Below are 19,646 nucleotides of genomic sequence, written 5' to 3' on the forward strand. Positions count from 1 at the left end.
CGGCGCCCCGGGTGGGGCGCCGCCTCTTGCTATCAGGCGAAAGACCAGACCTGCAGCTTCGCGCCGGCGATGCAGGCGATCTTCGTGGCGTTCCACGAGCAGCTGGAACTCGAAACCTTGGGCAGGGTACCCAGGGCGACCCGCGAGCCGTCCGAAGACGTGACGCCGACCAGAGCGAGGTCCGCGGCGTACTGCGACGGGGCCTTGGCGAAGAACAGCAGACTGCCATTGGTCACCCGGACCCCGTACGCGTCCTGGTCCTCAGGCTTGAGCAGCTGAGTGCCGTCCTCGCTGTACAACCGGCTGGAATCGCCGCTCGAAACCGCCGTGGCCAGGATCTGCTTGCCCACGGGGACGAGCAGGGCGGTGTTCTTGGCGTCGCGGTGCCACAGCTCCTTCTTGTCGGCGACCGAGAGCATGTGCAGCGTGGTGTCGGAGCCGTCGGAGGCGGCCGAGTCGAGCACGCAGAACCGGCCGGCGCCGCAAGTGGCGATGGACGAGATGCGGTGCTTGTCGTCGCCGGCGTAGAGCTGGTCCGGCTCGCCCTCCTTGCTCAGGTCGTACGCCTTGACCGTGTACTTGTAGCTGGTGCCGTAGACGAACAGCTTGTCGTCGGACATCGCGTACTCGGCGTAACTGTCGCTGGTGTCGTTCCAGCTGCGCACGATCTTGCCGCCGTTCGTGGCGTCGCGGAGGTTGATCTTGCCGCCGTCGATCGAGATGTACTTCGTGCGGGACTTGGTGTCGCGGTTGGTGGGGCCGCCGCCGAAATCGGCCGGGCCACGCAGGTCGGTGGCGTTGACCGGGCCGCGGATGTCCGTCGACTTCTTGTCGTCGTCGACCGACCACTTCCACGTGCCGTCCCACGCGTAGGCATTGGTCTTCTTGCTGGCGCCGGAGTGCACGACCCAGACCGAGTCGAGGAACAGGACACGGTCGTCGGTGGCGAACTCCAGCTGCGCGCGCTCTTTGCCGTTGGAGGTGTTCAGCAGCCGAAGTGTTGGTTTCGCGGTACCGCCGGATCCGATCAGAATCAGCCCGTTCGCGTTCGGCAGGAGTTGCCAGCGGTAGGCGTCGGTGTCGAGGTCGTACGACCACGCCTTCTTCTTGTCGTCGAGGTCGTACGCGACCAGGTGGAACTTCTTGTCGGCGATCCAGCTCGCGTAGGTGCGCGAGCCCAGCGTCGCGGTGACGGGGTAGGTGATCGAGGCGTCCTCGCCGGCCAACGAGAGCTCACCGGCGCTCGACACCGTCTTGAAGTTCACGGCGTTGATCTTGTCGCGGAAGAAGAACCAGTACCCACCCCCGGCGACTAGGGCGAGCACCACGACCGCAGCAACGGCCCCGACAAGCAGCCCGGTCCGACGCCGCCGTACGGGAGCCGGCGGCGGCACGGAAATCGGGGGCGCCGAAACGGGCGCGCCGCCAAAACCGCCCGAAACCGGAGAAATTGGCGCAGTCGGGGGTGAAACTGGCACCCCTGAAACCGGAACAGGCGGATGAGCCGCCGCCGGATAAGCCGCTGTCGGAGGCGCGACGGGAACCGACTCGGTGACGTAACCGACCGGCACGAGCTCGGCCAGAGCGCCTTCAGCCACAGGCAGTTCGGGCTGCTCGAGTACCGTCGGCGCAATCCCCAACTCCGCATGCAGGAGCCGCGCCGCCAAGGGCAGCCGCGACGACCCGCCAACCAGGAACATCCCGGCCAGCTGGTCGGGGCGCAGCCCGGCGGAGTGCACGACGTTGGCCGTCTGCCACACGGCCCGCCGAATGAGCGGCTCGGTAACCCGCTCCAGCTCCTCGCGGGTCAGATGGAGAGCCTGGTCGCGCCCGGGCAAGGTGATGGGGGCGACCGTGGTCCGCGACAGCATCTCCTTGGCCCCGCGCACGTCCTCCCAGAACAACCGCCGATCGCGGCGCTGCGAGGTGGACTGCGGGCGCTGGATGACGGCCCACACGTCGGGCGCGGTCGGCTGGATGACGGTCCCGAGGTGCTCGATGATCGCGGCGTCCACGTCGAGCCCGCCGAGGTCCTCCACACCGCCGGAGGCCACGACGGTGAAGCGGCCGTTGTCGTTGCGCACGACAGCGACGTCCAAGGTGCCGCCGCCGAAGTCGAAGACGGCGAGCGCGGAACCGACGGCGACCGGGCGGCGCAGGACGTCGGCGAAGTAGCGGGCGGCGGCGACGGGCTCGGGGACGAGCCGGACGGGAGGCCAGCCGGCCCGGCGAGCCGCCTCGGCGAGGGTCTCGCGGCGGCGGGCGCCCCAGGCCGCAGGGTGTGTGAGCACCGCGGCCGGCAGGAACCCGACCGCCTCCACGGCGGCGCGGGCCACAGCGGCCAGGATCGCGGCCAGCAGGTCGACGGTGGCGATCTCACGGTCGCCGAGCAGCACGGCAAGCTCGTCGATACGCCGCTTCGGGTTGGGCTCGAAGCGCGACGGGTCGAGCCCGGCCATGCGGTGCGCGTCCCGGCCGACGTGCAGCCGGCCGTGCTCGTCGACGTACACGCCGGAGGGCATGATCGGTGCGCCGTCGACGAGCAGCGGGCGGGTGCGGCCGTCGGGGTGACGAATCACCGCAACGGTGTTGGACGTGCCGAGATCGACCCCGATGGCGAAGCCCTGCTGAGGCTGAGTCACCGGCCCATACTAGGGTCGACCTTCAAGATCTACGCCGTGCGACGACGCGCCACCTCGGCGAGGGTCACGGCGGCGGCCACGGAGGCGTTCAGCGACTCCACTTCGGAGATCATCGGGATGCCGACGCGCAGGTCACAGGTCTGCCCGACCAGCCGGGACAGGCCGCGGCCCTCCGAGCCGACCACGACGACCAGGGGGCCGACGGCGGCCTCCAGCTCGTACAGCGACGTCTCCCCGTCGGCGTCGAGCCCGGCGACGATGAAGCCTTCTTCCTGACACTGCTTCAGCGAGCGGGTCAGGTTGGTCACCTGCGACACCTTGACCCGTGCCGCTGCACCCGCACTGGTACGCCAGGCAGTGGCCGTGATCGCCGCGGAGCGCCGCTCGGTGAGGAAGACCCCGTGCGCGCCGAACGCCGCCGCGGAGCGGATGATCGCGCCCAGGTTGCGCGGGTCGGTGATCCCGTCCAGCGCGATGAGCAGCGGCGCCGGGCTCTCCAGCGACGCGGCGAGCAGGTCCGCGAACGGCTCGTACGCATACGGCGGCACCTGCAGGCCCAGGCCCTGGTGCAGCACGCCGCCGGTCATGCGGTCCAGCTCGTTGCGGCTCACCTCGAGGATCGCGATGCCCCGCTCGGCGGCGCTGCGCACCGCCTCCTTGACGCGCTCGTCCATGTCGATGCCCAGCGCGACGTAGAGCGCCGTGGCCGGCACGTGCGTGCGCAGCGCCTCGACGACGGGGTTACGCCCGACGAGCAGCTCCGGGCCTTCCTTGGGCTGCGCGGACTTGCGGCCCGGCGAGACCCGAGGCGTCGACCTCGACGGCGCCGCCGCGCCGGCCTTCTTCTTCACGCCGAAGGGGCCCTTGCCGGCGGTGCGCTTGGTGCCGGGCTGGCCGATCTTGGGGGCGCGCCCCTCGGCCGCCGCGGCCCGGCGCTCCTTGTCCTGCTTCCAGGCGGTGCGCTGCGGCAGCTCCTCGTCGCCGGAGTACCCCTTGTGCCAGGGCCGCTCGTCGGCGGGCAGGGTGCGGCCGCGCCCGGCCAATGACTGGCGGTTCTTGCCGCCGGAGCCCTTCGCGGCGCCCTTCTTCGAGACGACCCGCTTGCCGCGGCGTTCGGAGTTTCCTGGCATCTTGTTCAGTGCTCCAACGTCCATCGTGGACCGGCCGCGGTGTCCTCCACCACGACGCCGGCCTGCTTGAGCTGGTCGCGCACCGAGTCGGCGGCCGCCCAGTCCTTCCGGGTGCGCGCCGCGGCGCGCTGCTCGAGGGCGAGCGCGACCAGCGAGTCGACCACCTTGGTCAGATCGCCGGCCTCGCTCGAACGCCACTGCGGGTGCAGCGGGTCGACGCCGAGCACGTCGAGCATGGCCCGCACGTCCGCGAGCGCGGTGCGGATCGCGGGCGCGTCGGCGGCGGTGAGCGCCGCGTTGGCGTCGCGCACGGCGTCGTGCACGACGGCGACAGCCCGCGACGTGTTGAGGTCGTCGTCCAGCGCCTCGGCGAAGGCCGCCGGCACCTCGCCGAGCTCGCCTTCCCCAACAAGTTCCGCCGCGCGCAGGACGAAGTTCTCCAGCCGCTGGTACGCCGTGGCGTTCTCCGCCAGCGACTCCGGCGAGTAGTCGATCACCGAGCGGTAGTGCGGCGCGAGGAGGTAGTAGCGGACCTCGACGGGCCGCACGCCGGACTCGACCAGCGCCTCGAGCGTCACGACGTTGCCCACCGACTTGGCCATCTTGGTCCCGCCGAGGTTGAGCAGGGCGTGGTGCACCCAGAAGCGGGCGAAGCCGTGCCCGGCCGCGCGGGACTGCGCGATCTCGTTCTCGTGGTGCGGGAACTGCAGGTCGAGGCCGCCGCCGTGGATGTCGAACTCGGTGCCGAGGTAGCGCCAGCACATGGCGGAGCACTCGATGTGCCAGCCGGGCCGGCCGCGCCCCCACGGCGAGGGCCAGGTGGCGTCGGCGGGTTCGTCGTCCTTCGCGCCCTTCCACAGCGCGAAGTCGCGCGGGTCGCGCTTGGCCCGCGCGGGCCCGTCGGCGGCCGGCTCCATCGCGTCGGGCTTCTGCCCGGACAGCGCGCCGTACTCCGGGTAGGACCGCACGTCGAAGTAGACGTCGCCGCTGCCGTCGACGGCCGGGTAGGCGTGCCCGTCGTCGATGAGCTGCTTGATCAGCTCGTGCATCTCCGGGATGTGCCCGGTGGCGCGCGGCTCGTAGGTCGGCGGCAACACGCCGAGACGCTCGTAGGTCGCCGAGAGGAGCCGCTCGTTGGCGTAGGCGATCGACCAGAACGGCTGCCCGGCCTCGATCGCCTTCTGCAGCACCTTGTCGTCGATGTCGGTGATGTTGCGGATGAACGTCACCGCGTAGCCGGACTTGAGGAACCATCGGCGCAGCACGTCGTAGTTGACGCCGGAGCGCAGGTGCCCGATGTGCGGGCCGGCCTGCACGGTGAGCCCACAGAGGTAGATGCCGACCTGCCCGGGAGTCTTCGGGACGAAGTCCCGGACCGATCGGGAGGCGGTGTCATACAGACGTAGGGTCACACGTGCAAGAGTAGCCGCCGCGGCATCTCCTTTAGCCTGTGCGGGTGGCAACCGAGACGGCGCAGACCCTGGATCGCGGCCTTCGCCTGCTGCACCTGGTCGCCGACTCGCCCGCCGGGCTGACCATGACCGAGGCCGCCGCCCACCTGGGCGTCGGCCGCGCGGTCATATACCGCCTGGCCGCGACGCTGTCCGAGCACGGCATGGTCCGCCGCGACCGGTCCGGGCGCCTGCGCCTGGGCGCGGGCGTGCTGCACCTGGCCCGCCGCGCCCAGCCGCTCGTCGCCGACGCCGCCCTGCCGGCCCTGCGCCGCCTGGCCGAGACGGTGGGCGCCACCGCGCACCTGACCATCGCCGACGGGGGCGAGGCCTTCGCCCTCGCGGTCGTGGAGCCGAGCTGGACGCAATTCCACGTGGCGTACCGCAGCGGATCCCGCCACCCACTGGAGGCCGGCGCCGCGGGCAAGGCGATCCTGGCCGGGCGCCGCGGCGACTACGCCGCCGTCACGACCACCGGCGAACTGCAACAGGGCGCGCACGGCGTCGCGGCCGCCATCGGCGGGGTCGAGGGCCTGGAGGCGAGCGTAGGGGTGGTCGCCCTGACCGAGCTCGACCCGGCCTCCGTCCCGCGCGAGGTCACCTCCGCCGCCGCCGCGATCGCGAAGGCCCTGTCCTAGCGTGCGCAGATACGTTGCGATCGCCGTGCCCCTGCTGGTCGCGGCCCTGCTCGCGGGCCACCGCCTGGTGCCCGACTCCCCCGGGAACCTCGGCAGCCTGCTCGAGGCGTTCCTGCCGTGGCTGGGCCTGGCGGTGCCGGTCCTCTTCGAGCTCGCCGTGTGGCGGCGCAGCGTCCCGGCCATGATCGCCGCGCTGGTGCCGGCCGTGGCGTGGGCGGCCGTGTTCGGCGCGCAGGCGCTGCCGGCGGGCGACGGCCCGGCGGACCTCGTCGTGGTCCAGCACAACGTCAGCGACGAAAATGCCGATCCCGCCGGTACCGCACGAGCGCTCGCATCCGCCCGCCCCGACCTCATCGGGCTGGAGGAGGTCACGCCCGAGGCGCTGCCGTCCTACGACGGTGCGCTCGCCGGCGGGTACCCGTTCCATGCCGTGTACGGGACGGTGGGGCTCTGGTCGCGGTACCACATCATCGAATCGGGACCGATCGACATCAAGCCGTCGGGGCTCGAGGCCGACTGGCGGCGCGGCCTGCGCGCAGTCGTGGCCGCGCCGGGCGGCGAGGTGGTGGTATTCGTCGCGCACCTGCCGTCGGTGCGGCCAGGCCTGCGCGGCTTCAACACCTCGCGCCGCGACGACAGCGCGCGTAAGCTCGGCGCCTTCGTCGCGGCCGAGCCGGCGCGCCGCGTGGTGGTGATCGGCGACCTCAACGCCACCGTCGACGACCGCGGCCTGCGCCCCCTCACCTCGCGGCTGACCTGGTCGCGCTCCGGGTTCGCGTGGAGCTTCCCGGCCCGGGCGCCGGTGGCGCGCATCGACCAGATCATGGCCCGCGGCGCCACGGTCGCCGGCGTGCGGACGCTACCGAAGACCGGCAGCGACCACCTGCCGATCACCGCCCGGATCGCCTTCGCCTAACGCCCCGGCCAGTGGTCGCGCAGGAACGCCAGCTCCGGGCGGTTGGTCGACAGCGGCATCCGCCCCCAGGGACCATCCGCCCGGGCGCGCGGATCGGCACCGGCGGCGACCAGGGCGCGCACGAGATCGACCGGCCCAACTTCGACCGCGGTGTGCAGCGGGGTCTCGCCGCGCTCGTCCCGCGCATCCAGGCGCAGCCCGACGGCGAGCAGGCGCGGCAGGAGGTCGGCGCCAAGCAGCCAGGGCAGCAGATGCAGCAGCGTGCGACCCTGCTCGTCGCGCACATGCGGGTCGAGGCCGCGATCCAGCGCCGCCGCCACGGCCGGCCCGTCACCGCGGCGGACCAGGGCGAGCAGGTCGGCGCGCAGGACGCGCATCGGCCGCGGCATGCGCACCGCCGGGTCGCGCCAGCCGTCGCGGGCCGCGACGCAGCCCTGCAACTGGCCGCCGAGCGCCTTGAGCAGCTTCTCGCGGGTGATCGACATCTGCGTGTGCGCCAGGACGACGGCACCGTCGCGCATGACCACCTCGTGGGTGGCCTGGTCGCAGTGCACGCGGACGCGCTCACGCAGCACCGGCGGGGCCGGTGGCGGCAGGGGCGGCGCCTCGGGGAACAACGCCGCGCGCACGAGCGGATGCGCGCCGTCCGGGTCGGTGAGCTCCGCCGGGCGCCGGGCCAGCTCGTGCGGGATCCGCGGCACCCGCGCCAGCTCGACGCCGAACTCGGCGACCTCGGCCCGGCGGCGCTCCTCGTCGGCCTCCCCGTAGGGCGCGCCGACGACGAGCCGCACCCGCGGCCGGTCCGTGTCGAGGCCGTCAAGCACCAGGCAGCGACCGCGCACGTCGATGCGGGCCAGGCCGCAGTCCTCGTCGACGTCGGCCACCCACTCCGGCCCGTCCCACGCGGCCTCGTCCCACGGCGCCGTGCGGCGGCGCTCGGCGTGGAACGCGCGGACCCGGCGCGCCGCGTCGGCCAGCGTCGTGTGCACGGGCCGCAGCCAGGCCAGCGACCGGCGCACCGCCTCGCCGCGCACCCGGTTGCGCTCGCCGATGGCCAGGTGCGGGTCAAACGCCGCCGGGTCGATCCGCTCGCGCCCCCACCGCGGGTCGAACAGCAGCACCTCGAGCCGGAACCCGGCCGCGCCCCAGGCCGCCGCGGGCCGGCCGCCGTCGTCGAGCCGCACGGCCCGCTCGACCAGCCCCTCCGCCCCTTGGCCGCCCACGAGCGCCTCGGGCAGCCGCTCACCCGCGCGGGTGAAGAACGGCAGCCGATCCACGCCTCCGCATCGGTTCAAAGCTTCTGCTGTACACCGGGAATCCCAGCGATCCCGGAGCAACACGAACGCGTCGTCCCGCCGGCCGGTCGACGTCCCGTCGAGGCGCTCGAAGCGCAGCGTGATGCGCTGCGGCCGGTCCCACCACACCGGCGGCCGCGCGACCAGGGCGTGCCCGTCGGGGAAGAACCCGAGCGGGTAGTGGCGCGCGACCTCCAGCAGCCCGTCCCGGCGCCGCGGCATCCGCCAGCGCAGCAGGTCGGGCACGAGGTGGCGCAGGTCGTCCTCGACCCGGTCGGCGACCTCGGCGCCGTGCACCCGCCGCAGCGCCCGCAGGTCCACCTCGACGTCGACGCCCGCCACCGCGCACGCGCCGCGCCAGTCGCCGGCGAGCCGCCGCGCGGCCGCCCGCTCGAGCATCCAGCCCGGAACCACGAGCGCCCCCTGTTGTCGAGGGCAGTGCCGGCCGGATTCGAACCGGCGTCCTCCCGATCCGCAGTCGGATGCGACGACCTCTGCGCTACGGCCCTGCCGCGCTGGAGTGTATCTTTCACGCCCCACAACGCCTGACCGCTTTTCTGCGCCGTCACGCGTTGACCCTCTCCGAGCCCCCGGTCTAGCTTCCCGTGTCGAAGCGCATCGATACCTCGGAGAAAGGGCGTTCGATCATGCGCAGACGGACTCTCGCCCTCTGCACCGGCGCCGCGATCGCGGTCGCCGCGGTCGGGGCGAACATCGTCACCGCACTCCCGGCGTCGGCCGCCACCGGCTGCCGGGTCTCGTACGCGATCGCCTCGCAATGGCCGGGCGGCTTCGGCGCGAACGTGACGATCACCAACCTCGGCGACCCGATCAGCGCCTGGACGCTGACCTGGTCGTACACGGCCGGCCAGCAGGTCACGCAGGCCTGGAACGCCACGGTGACGCAGAGCGGCGCCCAGGTGACCGCGAAGAACGCCGGGTACAACGGCTCGGTCGCCACCAACGGCACGGCGTCGTTCGGCTTCAACGGCTCATGGAACAACAGCAGCAACCCGGTCCCGTCGTCGTTTGTGCTCAATGGAACGGCGTGCACCGGCACGGTGACGAACTCACCGACCCCGACCCGTTCCGTTACCCCGTCACCCACGTCGTCCTCCGCGAATGGCGTCCCGTCAGACGCCGTGTGGGTGGCCACGGGCGCCTGGGACCAGTGGACGAACAACGGGTACACCATCATCAACGACGTCTGGGGCGGCGGCGCCGGCCCGCAGACGATCTGGGCCCGCACCGGCACCAACTGGGGCGTGGTCGCCGAGCACCCGCGCACCAGCGGCGTGAAGTCCTACCCGCACACCGGCAAGACCTTGAACCGCACGCTGAGCTCCCTGTCGTCGGTCCGCAGCTCCTTCAACGTCACCGTCCCCGCCGACGGCGACTACGAGACCGCGTACGACATCTGGGCGAACAACAACGCGTACGAGGTCATGATCTGGACCAACCAGCACGGCGCGGTCGGCCCGATCGCCGAGTCCTACGACTCCAACGGCGCGGTACCGAGCGCCCGCAATGTCACCGTGGGCGGCCACACCTGGAACGTGTACCGCGGCTCGAACGGCGCGAACGCGGTCTTCTCGTTCGTCCGCACCGCGAACACCACGTCGGGCACGGTGGACGTCCTGGCCGTCATGAACTGGCTGCGCACCAACGCCTGGTGGGGCGACGTGACGGTCGGCCAGATCCAGTTCGGCTTCGAACTGAGCGGCACGGCGGGCCGCTCGAACTTCACCGACAACAGCTTCTCGCTCGACTACGCCTGACCCGATGCTCGGGCGGCCGCCCCCGCCACGGCGGCCGCCCGACCCTACACCGCCTGACCTTCGCGGCGGCGGATCGCGGCGTCGATGAGCACCTCGGCGGCCTGCCGTGCCTGCCTCGCGGCGTCGTTCGTCCCGGAGATGGCCGCCGTCGTCTGCGCCCCTTCGGCGAGGATCGCCAGCTGCGGCGCCAGCGAGGCGGGCGCCCCGGTCTCGGCGACGATCTCGGTCAGGCGCGCCTGGAAGTTCGCTTTGTGCGCGCGCACGATCTCCGCGACCCGTGGTGCGGTCGCGCCCAGTTCGCCGAACGAGTTGATGAACATGCACCCGCGGAAGTCGTCCTGGTCGAACCAGCGGGCCAGCATGTCGTAGATCGCGAGCAGGCTCTGCCGGGGATCGCGTGCGGCGGTCGCGTCCGCGACCAGTGCGTTCCACATGTCGTGCCGGCGGAGCAGGACCTGTTCGACGATGGACTCCTTGGAGGGAAACAGGCGGTAGAGCCGCTTGAGCGAGACACCGGACTCGCTGCGCAGGGTGTCCATGCCGACGGCCTGGATGCCGAGCGTGTAGTACAGCCGGTCCGCCGTCTCCAGCACCTTTGCCCGGACGGCGTCGTCGTCCAGCGCGTGGACCTCTGCGCTCACTATTCCCCTCTTCGCCGGATCCAGCGGTGACACCTCTCACGGTGCGCCGAGAACGGTCGTTATCTAGGCTACCTCATGAATGGAGAACGGCCGTTCTCCAAGATCTTCCGGAGGCAGAGATGCCGTTCATCACCGTCGGTACCGAGAACAGCACCAGCATCGACCTCTACTACGAGGACCACGGAGAAGGTCAGCCGGTCGTCCTCATCCACGGGTACCCGCTCGACGGGCACTCGTGGGAGAAGCAGAGCGCCGCGCTGCTCAAGGCCGGCTACCGCGTCATCACCTACGATCGCCGCGGGTTCGGCCGGTCGAGCCAGCCCACCACCGGCTACGACTACGACACCTTCGCCGCTGACCTGAAGGTCGTGCTCGACACGCTCGACCTCACCGACGTCGTCCTCGTCGGCTTCTCGATGGGCACCGGCGAGGTCGCTCGCTACCTGGGCAACCACGGGTCGCGGCGGATCGCCAAGGCCGCGTTCCTGGCGTCCCTGGAGCCGTTCCTGCTCAAGACCGACGACAACCCGACGGGTGTGCCGCAGGAGATCTTCGACGGCATTCTCGCCGCCGTGACGGCCGACCGGTACGCCTACTTCACGGACTTCTACAAGAACTTCTACAACACCGACGAGAACCTCGGCACCCGGCTGTCCGAGGAGGCGCTGCGCAACAGCTGGAACGTCGCCGCCGGTGCGTCCTGGTTCGCCTCCTCCGCGGCCGTGCCGACCTGGGTGACGGACTTCCGGAGCGACATCCCGAAGGTCGACGTGCCCACGCTCATCCTGCACGGCACGGCGGACAACATCCTGCCGATCGACGCGACGGCCCGCCCCTTCCACAAGCTGTTGCCGGAGGCCGAATACGTCGAGATCACCGGAGCGCCGCACGGCCTGCTGTGGACGCACGCGGAAGAGGTCAACGAGGCCCTGCTCGCCTTCCTCGCGAAGTAGTCAGTAGGCGACGCTGATCCGGCTCCGGGGGTGCCCGGCCGTCTCGAGCTCGTCGACGAACGCGACGGCGTAGTCCTCGGCACTGATGCGGCTGTTGCCTTCGGCGTCGGTCAGCATCGCGTCGCCGTCGACGCGGAAGGTTCCGGTGCGTTCGCCGGGCGCGATGCTCGCGGCCGGGGAGATGTAGGTCCACTCCAGGTCGTCGACCTCACCCAGATTGGCGAGCAGGTCGGCGTGTGCCTGGGATTCGCCCTTGAGTTCGGCCGGGAAGCCGGGCGAGTCCTGCAGGGCCATGCCCGGCGCCACCTGGAGTGAGCCGGCGCCGCCGACGATGACGACACGGCGCACACCGCCGGCGCGGGCGCCGTCGAGCAACGCGTCGTACATGGCGGAGAACGGCGCGCGCGGGTCCGAGCCGTCGCGCGGGGGCACCACTGCCAACGCCACCGCGTCGGCGCCCTCGACCAGGTCGGCGACCCTTTCGGGCGACGTGGCGTCCGCCGCCACCGCGGTCAGCAGCGGGCTGTCGACGGGGGCGTCTCCGGAGCGGGAGACCGCCACGACCTCATGGCCATGGCGTACGGCCTCGGCCGCGATTGGGCTGCCGACCATGCCGGTGGCGCCGAACAACACGATCTTCATGGGACGTGCCCTTCCCGGGCGGCTGGCCGGCAAACCCTCCGCACGGAGCAGATCTACCCCAGGCGACCAGAAGGTGCCGCGGCGGCGCGGTCGATGGCGGCCTGCACCGCGCCGACGCGGTCGGCGAGCAGGCCGACCGCGCCGACCGCCCGGCTCATCGGGTCGTCGTCGGAGCCGCCGAGCGCCCGTGCCCGCAGGTACGCGGACTTGACCTCCGCCCAGCGCGCCGCCTGCTCGGGCGTCATGCGGCCGCGTAGCTCGGCCAGCTTGAGCAGGTTCGCCTCGGCGCCGGCGGTGAGCGTCTGCGCCTCGCCGAGGTAGTGGTCGTCGATGGCGGCCTCCAGCTCGGCGTCGTTCATGACCGGCACGACCCGCTCGGCGAGCTTGTTCATGTTGCGGTACGACCCCTGCAGCAGGAACGGCGGCTCGGTGCGCGACGCGTCGGCCTGCGCCGCGGACGCGATGTAGGCGCGGTTGTTCGCCAGCACCACCTCCTGCACCCGCAGCAGCTTGCGCAGCACGGCCAGCATCTGGTCCACCTCGACCGCCGAGTACGGATGGGCGAGCTGGTCGGGGCGCACGGTGTCGTCGCCGCGGGCGAGGCGGACCAGCAGCTCGACGTCGCCGCGGTCGCGGGTGGACAGCGCAGCCAGCACCGGGTTGGAGGTCAGCGCGTTCTCGATGTAGCTGAGCGCGAACAGCTCGTCCTTGCCGCTCAGCACGTCGCCGAGGTTCCAGACGTCGGCGCGGTTGGCCAGCATGTCCGGGATCCGGAAGCGCCGGCCCGACTCGGTGTACGGGTTGCCGGCCATGCACACGGCGAACCGCTTGCCGCGCAGGTCGTACGTGCGGGTCCGGCCGTTCCAGACGCCCTCCATGCGGCGCTGGGCGTCGCACAGGGAGATGAACTTCTGCAGCAGCTCCGGCGACGTGTGCTGGATGTCGTCGAGGTACAGCAGGACGTTGCTGCCCATCTCGAGCGCAAAGTTGATCTTCTCGACCTCCTGGCGGGCGGTCGCGTTCGGCGCCTCCGCCGGGTCGACCGACGTGACCAGGTGGCCGAGCGACGGGCCGTTCACCTTGACGAACACCAGACCCAGGCGGCTGGCGACGTACTCCATCAACGTCGTCTTGCCGTATCCGGGCGGCGAGATGAGCAGCAGCAGGCCCATCTGATCGGCCCGCTTCGCATCCCCGACCGCGCCCAGCTGGCGGGCCAGGTTGTCGCCGATGAGCGGCAGGTACACCTCGTCGAGCAGCCGGTTGCGCACGAACGCGCTCATCACCTTCGGCTTGTACTCGTCCAGGCGCAGCCGCTGCCGTTCGCGGGCGGCCAGTTCGTTGCGGTGCCGCTGGTACTCGCGGAAGGCCGGGACCCGCTCGAGCCGGAACCGGCGGGTGCGGGCGAGCACCTCGTCGAGGCGGAGCTCCATCCGGCGGCCGGCGATCCGCGGATGGGTGCCGAGCAGGCCCTCGACGGTCGCGGTGAGCGCGGCGGACGAGTCGTAGCGCGGCAGGTCGGCACCGCAGACCACGATCGCCACCGCCTCCTCCACGTCGGCATCGCCTCCGGCGAAGGACGACAGCCACGCGTGGACGAGCTGACGGCGGGCGTCGAGATCCCCGTCGAGCGCGCGCAGGTCCTCGGCCAGCTCCCGGGCGGCGTTGCCGCCAAGGGCGCGCCAGAAGCGGTCGACCAACGTCCGCGCCCCGGCGCTGGTGACGAACCCGGACGGTGCGCCGCTGAGCTCCTCGAACAGGTACTCGCCGGCCAGGTCGGACGACCCGATCGCCGCCTGCAGCTCGGCGCACAGCTGCGCCACCGCATCCGAGGGGCCGAACGCGGTCCGGGCCCGGGCCAGCGACTGCGCCCGCCGGGTCCAGGCCGCCTTGGCCGCGTCGTCGGCGCCGAACGCCCAGAACAGTTGCGCCGCCACCCGGTCGGCAGGCGGGTAGCGCAGCAGGCCGGCGCCGGCGTACAACCGTGTCAGCGCCTCGAGCAGCAGCGCCGCGTCGTGGTCGTGGACCCCCCGCTCGTAGCCCTCGTCGTACCGTTCGTCGGCGAGGCGCCGCACATCGGTCGATCCGGTCGAGAGCGCAAGGCAGGCGAGGTGCTCCGCGCGGTACACCTCGGGCGTCTCCGACACGAGCAGCTGTCCCCAGAACGGGCGCGCCGCCGTGATCTCCGGGTCGTCGACCGGCGCGCGATAGTCGGTCGCCGTCACGGTGAACGCCAGCTCGTCGCCGTGCGGGACGAGCGTGAGGTCGATCGCCTGGGTGTTGACGGCGAACTGATGCCGGCCGAGGCGGATGACGTCGGCCGAGCCGCCGAACAGGTCGAGCCGGTCGCGCAGCATCCGGCCGGCCTCGAGCCGGGCGGTCTTGATCCGGCCCTCGAGCTCCTCGGCGCGGACCTGGTCGCCCAGTTCGCGCAGGTCGTCGGCGACCGCGCGCAGCTTCGCGACCATCGGGTCGGCGGCGAAGTAGGTGTTGACCTGGTCGGGCGAGGTCATCGCGGCGACGCGGCGCTCGATGCTGCCGAGGATCCGCCCCGCGGACTCCACGAGCCGGTCGGTGCGGCGGGCCCGCTCGTCGAGCAGCGCCTGCTTGCGGGACGAGAACGCCTCGTAGACGTCGGTGCGCTGGTCGCCGAGCTGGGCGAGGAAGTCGTCGAACTCGCCGAACCGGGACTCGAGGGTCTCCAGCTGCAGCATGAGCCGGCCCAGCTGCTCGTCGCACCGCTCCGGCGTGTCGGCGACGGCGAGCGCGCCGGTGATCGCCTGGCCGAGCAGCGCGAACTCGGCCGCGAACTCGGCCCGGCCCTCGACGGCGAGCAGCTCGCGGCGGCGGGCGTCGAGGGTGGCGCGGGCGCGGTTGACGCCGCCGAGGACCTCGCCGATCCGGGTCAGGATGCCGACGCGGACGGTGGCGTCGGCGATCTCGAGCGAGCCGACCACCTCCGTGACGATCTGCAGCCCATCGGCCTGCGCGGCCAGCCGTTCGCCCACCGGCGCGGCCTCGGCCACGGTACGCACGGCCTCGGCATCGGCGACGAGGCGCTGCACGTCCGCGTGGTAGCCGGCGAAGGCGTCGTCGCGCTGCAGGAACGTCACCGCCCGCTTGGCCGCCGCGACGAGCTCCTCGCCGAGGCGCTGCTGCAGCGCGGCGATCCGGTCGGTGTCGACATAGCGCAGCTCGCGCAGCGGCACGAGGGAGCCCTGCGCGTTGCGGAGGTCGGCGAGGCGGCGCACCCAGGCGTCGGTGTCGACGGGCGACTCGCCCTGGGAGCGGCGGATGAGCGACTCGATCCGCCCGGCCGCCTCCCCGAGGGTGGTGGCCGCCTGCTCGGTGAGCGCCTGCACCCGTTCGAACTCGGCGAGGACCTGCTCGGCGGTGTTGCGCAGCTCGGCGAGCGGGCTGCGCAGGTCGCCGAGGTCGGGCTCGCCGAGCCAGTGGTAGTGGTCGAACGCGCGGACGCACGCGGCGATGATCGCCTCGAAGACCGCCGTGGCCGGGGCCATCTCGGCGATCATGCGGGCCACCGACAGGCAGTCGGAGATGCCGCGGACCAGGTCGGCGTTGCCCACCCGGTCCAGCGGCCCGGTGCCGATCGGCTGTGCCGCGGCGTAGGTGTCGGACAGGTACGGCGTCTGCCACACCTGCATGGTGTGGACCCGGGTCGGCTCCTCGGACACGGCCCGGAAGACCACCAGCGTCCCGTCGTCGAACAGGGAGTACCCGTGTCCGACGAGCGGGTTCGCGACCGCCTTGCGGATGACGTTGTACGGCAGCAGCAGCGACCGCCCGTCGGCGCGGGCGTGGAAGACGTAGAGCACGTCCTCGCCGTTGGTCGAGCGGATGACGCGCTCGAACTCGAGGTCGGCCACGTCGGTGTCGAAGGTGCGCGCGACGCCGGTGGCCAGGTAGTAGCCGCCCGGGAAGATCAGGCCCTGGTCCTCCGGCAGCCGCTGGCAGCCCTGGCCGATCCCGTCGAGCCGGACGACGGCCTTCGTCCTGGTGTTGAAGACCAGGTACCGGAAGTCCGTCTCCTTGTACGGCCGGATGCGCAGCAGGACCAGCGGGCCGATGCGCGCGTAGCTGACATCGGCGTCGGCGAGGCTCTGCAGCGGCTCGTCGACCGGCTCGCGGTAGACGCCCTCGCCCGTCTCGGTGTTGTTCTCGACCTTGACGGTGAGGTCGCCGCCGACGGTCTCGACGAACACCACGTCCTCGATGGAGATGTGCGGGTGCCGGCCGAGGACGTGGCGCTCCCGGCCGACCGGCGTCCACTCGAAGTCGTGCGACGGCGGGAACACGTGGTCGCGTTCGCCGCGGTTGTCCACATAGGACACCTTACCGGCGGTGTCGACGGTCCAGCGCAGCACCTTGATGTCGTCGGTGCGCGGACCGGTCTGGAAGACCGCGAGGAGCTTGCCGTCGAGCCGGCGCAGCTGCAGCAGGCGGGTGTCGCGGTAGTACTTGTACACCTCGCCGAAGTCGCGCAGCAGCTGCGGGTCGCGCAGGAGCCCGGGCAGGTCGTCCTTGGCCGGTTCGTCGAACCGGAACGCGTCGCCGTCGCGGCTGAACCGGTGCAGCGAGAACACATCGTCGACGGTCGTCTCGGGCTTGAGGCCGATGAAGACGTTGTACCCGAACAGCATCAGCCCGCCGACCGGCACGATGTCCCGCGGGACGCAGTTGTGCTCCGTGCGGATGCGCTCGGTGCCGAGCAGGCGCAGCTCGGTGCCGCCGAACACCTCGGTCCGCCGCGTGTTGAGCGCCTCGGCCCGGCGGGTCAGCTCGGCCGCCTGCCCGGCGAGCCTGTCGCGCAGCACCTCGTAGGTGCCGGCGTCCAGGCTCGCCGTTGCTGTTTCGACGGTCACCGTGCCGCCAGGGCCGCGACCGGCCGATCGGCAATACCGAGCTGGTTGGCCGCCTCGAGCAGCTCACGCAGCTTGTCCCGATCGGCGCCGCCGCGCTGGATCTGCTGTACCAGGAAGGCCGACAGCGTCAGGTTGGACACGTCCGCGGTACTGATCGACCCGATCAGCCGCCCGAGATCCCCGACCAGGTCCCCGCCGCCGCCCAGGTACGAGGAACCAACGGTCTGCACGACATCGGAGTGCTGCACGAACCCGTCGACGCTCTTGCCCAGCGTGATCGACCCGAGCAGCTTGTCGAAGAAGACGGTGTCCCCGCCGACGATGTCGATGTTCGCCTTCGCAAGGCCCGCGGCCAGCACGTGCGCCTGCTGCTCGGCGACCTGCCGGTGCACGTCGATGCCGGCGAGCCGGATCTCCTTCTCCATCTCCAGGCGCAGGCGGTACTCCTCGTGGCCGCGCGACGCCTCGTCCAGCGCGGCGAGCGCGGCGGCCTTCTCGGTGAGACCCTCCGCCTCGCCCTTGAGCTTGTCGCGCAACGCGTCGGCGAGGGCGGTCGCCTTCTCCCGCTCGACCGCGGCCTCGGCGAGCCCGGCCTTCTCGATCGTCTCGGCGTTGGCGACGGCCTTCTCCCGCTCGACGGCCGCCTCGGCCCGGCCCACCTTCTCGATCGCCTCGGCGTTGCGCTCGCGGACCTGCACGTCGGCCAGGCCGGCCGCGGCCGCCTCGGCCTGCACGCCCTCGGCCAGCCGGATCTTGGCGCGGGCCTCCAGCTCGGCGGTCTGCTGCCGGGCCTCGGCGAGCGTCAGCTCCTCGCGGGCCCTGAACTTCGCGGCCTGCTCGGCGGCCTCGGCCGCCTTGATCCCCTTGACCAGGTTCTCCTGCGCTTCGGCCTCGGCCTGGATGACGACCGCCTGGCGGGTGCGCTCGGCCTCCTCGACGACGCGGAGCCGCTTGATCTGCTCCTCCTGCTCGGCGACGGTCCGGTCGACCGCGATCCGCTCCCGGATGACCTCGGCGATGGCCCGCTTCTCGGCCTCGACCTCCTTGTCCTTGGAGATCGTGCTGAGCTCGGTCTCCCGCTGGCGGGCGATGACCTCGAGCATGCGGTCCTTCTCGATACGCTCCGACTCGATCGCGATGACCCGCTCGCGGTTCTTCTCGGCGACGGCGATCTCCCGCCGCTTGTTCTCGTGCTGGACGCCGACCTGCTCGTCGGTGCGGATCTCGGCGGTCTGCGACTTGAGCCGCTCCTCGGCGCGCACGCGGGCGGTCTCCGCCTCCTCGCGCGCCTGCATCGTGGCGACCTCGCGCTCCTGCTTGATCTCCGCCTCGGCCTGCCGGCGCTCCAGCTCGAGGATCGCCTCGCGCGCGTCGACGTCCTGGCGCTTGATCTCCTTCTCCTCGTTGCGCCGGAACTCGTTGGTCCGCACATGCTCGATCGCGGTCAGCTCGGTGATCTTCCTGATGCCCTGCGCGTCGAGGATGTTGGCACTGTCGAGGCTGCCCAGCGGCGTCTGCTCGAGGAAGTCGATCGCGGCGTCCTCGAGGCTGTAGCCGTTGAGATCGGTGCCGATCACCTGGAGGATCTGATCGCGGAACTCGTTGCGCTTGGTGTACAGGTCGACGAAGTCCAGCTGCTTGCCGACGGTCTTGAGCGCCTCGGAGAACTTCGCGTTGAACAGCTCCTGCAGCGTCTCCTGATCGCTGGCGCGGACGGTACCGATCGCCTGTGCGACCTTGATGACATCCTCGACGGTCTTGTTGACCCGCACGAAGAACGTGATCCGGATGTCGGCACGAATATTGTCGCGACAGATCAGCCCTTCCCGCCCGGACCGCTCGATCTCGATCGTCTTCACCGAGATGTCCATGACCTCGGCCTTGTGCAGGACCGGCAGGACAACGGCCCCGGTGAACGTGACGTCGACCTTACGAACCTTGGAAACGATCAGCGCCTTACCCTGTTCGATCTTGCGAAACAGCCGCGTAACGGCCAACAGCGCACCGACCACGATGAGCACGGCCACGCCGAGCAACACGAGAAAGCCAGTGGTAAGAACGGTCATGAAAGCTCCCTCAATCCGGGGGTGGGAACGATCCAGAAGAACTCGCCGTCTCGGTCGTACTCGTAGATCACCGCCGTGCTGCCCGCGGTGAAGGTGTCGGCTCCGGTCTGCCGGACCTGCACGATCGCGCTGGACCCGTCGGCGGCGGTAACCTCGGCCTGCCCGAACGCCTCGGTGACGGTCCCGGTGCGGATCACGCAGGTGCGCCCGACGAAGGCGGTGCGGGAATCCCCGCTCGTCGCCGGGAAAAGCCTCCGCAGCGGTACCACGAGCAGCCGCGCGGCCAGCCAGGCGACGACGAGCGCAACCACCAGCACGACCACGCCCAGCAGCGCACCGTCGACGAGGGTCGCCCCGGCCAAGCTGACGAACCACCCGACCAGCACGACCACCGAAAGCCCGACCGCGACCGGCACGCCACTCAGCCCGACATCGACAACATCGAGCCCGTCGGCGTCCGCGCCACCGAACAGCACGACCAGCCAGTACGCAATGACCACGACGAGCAGGAACGTGAACAGGACGGTAGGGAACTCGAGCACCGCATCGAGAAAATCACCCATCGGCCCGCTTCATCCCCCATCGCTCGCCTGGGGCGATGGTGACAGCCG

13 protein-coding genes and 1 tRNA gene are annotated in these 19,646 nt (G+C 71.5%); 4 read left to right on the top strand and 10 right to left on the bottom strand.

Annotated elements, in window-relative coordinates; translation table 11 throughout:
* Positions 1–32 precede the first annotated feature (32 nt).
* The 3 genes from ABD901_RS00855 to cysS are packed head-to-tail and all read right to left on the bottom strand — an operon-like array spanning position 33 to position 5,184.
* Positions 33–2,642 carry an Hsp70 family protein gene (locus ABD901_RS00855; protein ID WP_345120097.1) on the bottom strand — a complete coding sequence of 870 codons (2,610 nt, stop codon included), beginning with the start codon at positions 2,640–2,642 and terminating at the stop codon, positions 33–35.
* Positions 2,643–2,671: 29 nt separating this feature from the next.
* Positions 2,672–3,772, bottom strand: coding sequence for a 23S rRNA (guanosine(2251)-2'-O)-methyltransferase RlmB (gene rlmB, locus ABD901_RS00860; protein ID WP_345120099.1), 1,101 nt, complete (start codon positions 3,770–3,772; stop codon positions 2,672–2,674).
* Between the two features lie 5 nt (positions 3,773–3,777).
* Entirely contained in the window at positions 3,778–5,184 is a 1,407-nt protein-coding gene (cysS, locus tag ABD901_RS00865) for a cysteine--tRNA ligase (RefSeq protein WP_345120101.1), read from the bottom strand.
* Between the two features lie 44 nt (positions 5,185–5,228).
* Here cysS and ABD901_RS00870 point away from each other — a divergent pair, with 44 nt between their 5' ends.
* Together ABD901_RS00870 and ABD901_RS00875 are read left to right on the top strand one after the other, a co-directional pair.
* Entirely contained in the window at positions 5,229–5,861 is a 633-nt protein-coding gene (locus ABD901_RS00870) for an IclR family transcriptional regulator (RefSeq protein WP_345120103.1), read from the top strand.
* Between the two features lies 1 nt (position 5,862).
* The gene (locus ABD901_RS00875) at positions 5,863–6,777 is read left to right on the top strand and encodes an endonuclease/exonuclease/phosphatase family protein (protein WP_345120105.1); all 915 of its coding nucleotides are present in this window, start codon (positions 5,863–5,865) and stop codon (positions 6,775–6,777) included.
* Here ABD901_RS00875 and ABD901_RS00880 read toward each other — a convergent pair.
* Positions 6,774–8,486, bottom strand: a complete 1,713-nt coding sequence (locus ABD901_RS00880) for an ankyrin repeat domain-containing protein (protein WP_345120107.1) — start codon at positions 8,484–8,486, stop codon at positions 6,774–6,776. The genes ABD901_RS00875 and ABD901_RS00880 overlap by 4 nt on opposite strands.
* Before the next feature lie 22 nt (positions 8,487–8,508).
* Positions 8,509–8,581: transfer RNA gene (locus ABD901_RS00885), tRNA-Arg, on the bottom strand.
* 138 nt (positions 8,582–8,719) lie between these two features.
* Between ABD901_RS00885 and ABD901_RS00890 the strand changes: the two genes are divergently transcribed.
* The gene (locus tag ABD901_RS00890) at positions 8,720–9,850 is read left to right on the top strand and encodes a glycoside hydrolase family 12 protein (RefSeq protein ID WP_345120109.1); all 1,131 of its coding nucleotides are present in this window, start codon (positions 8,720–8,722) and stop codon (positions 9,848–9,850) included.
* A gap of 44 nt (positions 9,851–9,894) precedes the next feature.
* Here ABD901_RS00890 and ABD901_RS00895 read toward each other — a convergent pair whose 3' ends face one another.
* Positions 9,895–10,494, bottom strand: a complete 600-nt coding sequence (locus ABD901_RS00895; protein WP_380139857.1) for a TetR/AcrR family transcriptional regulator — start codon at positions 10,492–10,494, stop codon at positions 9,895–9,897.
* A gap of 116 nt (positions 10,495–10,610) precedes the next feature.
* On the opposite strand from ABD901_RS00895, the gene ABD901_RS00900 reads away from it, so the two are divergent.
* Complete coding sequence (locus ABD901_RS00900; protein ID WP_345120114.1) at positions 10,611–11,444, top strand: alpha/beta fold hydrolase; 834 nt, start codon at positions 10,611–10,613, stop codon at positions 11,442–11,444.
* Here the strand turns inward: ABD901_RS00900 and ABD901_RS00905 are convergent, their stop codons facing one another.
* The 4 genes from ABD901_RS00905 to ABD901_RS00920 are packed head-to-tail and all read right to left on the bottom strand — an operon-like array spanning position 11,445 to position 19,598.
* Positions 11,445–12,086 carry an NAD(P)-dependent oxidoreductase gene (locus ABD901_RS00905; protein WP_345120116.1) on the bottom strand — a complete coding sequence of 214 codons (642 nt, stop codon included), beginning with the start codon at positions 12,084–12,086 and terminating at the stop codon, positions 11,445–11,447.
* A 53-nt stretch (positions 12,087–12,139) separates the two neighbouring features.
* A complete protein-coding gene (locus tag ABD901_RS00910; RefSeq protein ID WP_345120118.1) occupies positions 12,140–16,969 on the bottom strand; it encodes a DNA repair ATPase in 4,830 nt (1,609 codons plus the stop codon).
* A complete protein-coding gene (locus ABD901_RS00915) occupies positions 16,966–19,035 on the bottom strand; it encodes an SPFH domain-containing protein (RefSeq protein WP_345120121.1) in 2,070 nt (689 codons plus the stop codon). Before ABD901_RS00915 ends, ABD901_RS00910 begins: the two co-directional genes overlap by 4 nt.
* Positions 19,032–19,598 (bottom strand): hypothetical protein, encoded by a 567-nt coding sequence (locus ABD901_RS00920; RefSeq protein ID WP_345120124.1) that lies wholly within the window; start codon positions 19,596–19,598, stop codon positions 19,032–19,034. The genes ABD901_RS00915 and ABD901_RS00920 overlap by 4 nt, the downstream gene beginning before the upstream one ends.
* Positions 19,599–19,646 lie beyond the last annotated feature (48 nt).

The sequence above is a fragment of the Dactylosporangium darangshiense genome, from assembly GCF_039537565.1.
Lineage (GTDB): Bacteria > Actinomycetota > Actinomycetes > Mycobacteriales > Micromonosporaceae > Dactylosporangium > Dactylosporangium darangshiense.